A 1477-nucleotide genomic window follows, 5' to 3' on the forward strand; every position below is an offset into this window, starting at 1 on the left:
GGTCGTGGAAATCTCATCTCGAAGCTGGCTTCCCGCTTAGATGCTTTCAGCGGTTATCCTTCCCGAACGTAGCTAATCAGCGGTGCACCTGGCGGTACAACTGACATACCAGAGGTTCGTCCGTCCCGGTCCTCTCGTACTAAGGACAGACCTTCTCAAATTTCCTGCGCGCGCAGAGGATAGGGACCGAACTGTCTCACGACGTTCTGAACCCAGCTCGCGTACCGCTTTAATGGGCGAACAGCCCAACCCTTGGGACCTACTCCAGCCCCAGGATGCGACGAGCCGACATCGAGGTGCCAAACCATGCCGTCGATATGGACTCTTGGGCAAGATCAGCCTGTTATCCCCGAGGTACCTTTTATCCGTTGAGCGACGGCCCTTCCACGAGGTGCCGCCGGATCACTAGTCCCGACTTTCGTCCCTGCTCGAGATGCCTCTCTCACAGTCAAGCCCCCTTGTGCACTTGCACTCGACACCTGATTGCCAACCAGGCTGAGGGGACCTTTGGGCGCCTCCGTTACATTTTGGGAGGCAACCGCCCCAGTTAAACTACCCATCAGGCACTGTCCCTGACCCGGATCACGGGCCGAAGTTAGATGTCCAGAGTGACCAGAGTGGTATTTCAACGATGACTCCACCCGAACTAGCGTCCAGGCTTCAACGTCTCCCACCTATCCTACACAAGCCACACCGAACACCAATACCAAACTATAGTAAAGGTCTCGGGGTCTTTCCGTCCTTCTGCGCGTAACGAGCATCTTTACTCGTAGTGCAATTTCGCCGAGTTCACAGTTGAGACAGCGGGGAAGTCGTTACTCCATTCGTGCAGGTCGGAACTTACCCGACAAGGAATTTCGCTACCTTAGGATGGTTATAGTTACCACCGCCGTTTACTGGGGCTTAAATTCTCCGCTTCGCCTTACGGCTAACAGGTCCTCTTAACCTTCCAGCACCGGGCAGGAGTCAGTCCGTATACATCGTCTTGCGACTTCGCACGGACCTGTGTTTTTGATAAACAGTCGCTTCCCCCTGGTCTCTGCGGCCCCGATCCCCTCCAGAACGCGAAGTCCTGTCAAGGTTGGGGCCCCCCTTCTCCCGAAGTTACGGGGGCATTTTGCCGAGTTCCTTAACCATGATTCTCTCGATCGCCTTAGTATTCTCTACCTGACCACCTGTGTCGGTTTGGGGTACGGGCGGTTGGAACCTCGCGTCGATGCTTTTCTTGGCAGCATAGGATCACCGGATCCCCCACCTAGTGGGGGCCTATCGGGTCTCAGGCTATACGCCCGGCGGATTTACCAACCGGACACCCTACACCCTTGGACCAGGTCATTTCCATTGCCTGGCCCGGCTACCTTCCTGCGTCACACCTGTTAATACGCTTGCCTTATCGGTTCAGGTCCCGCGCTCCCCCACCACGCGCCCCGAAGGGCGTCTAGGCAGGTTCGGGCGGTTAGTATCACCGACTCAGCAT

At 56.5% G+C, this 1477-nt stretch carries 1 rRNA gene; it reads right to left on the bottom strand.

Features of this window, described 5'->3' with window-relative positions:
* Window positions 1-1477: ribosomal RNA gene (locus AB0K08_RS16990) — 23S ribosomal RNA — on the bottom strand; the annotation flags it as partial.

It is taken from the genome of Citricoccus sp. NPDC055426, from assembly GCF_040677445.1.
Taxonomy (GTDB): Bacteria; Actinomycetota; Actinomycetes; order Actinomycetales; family Micrococcaceae; genus Citricoccus.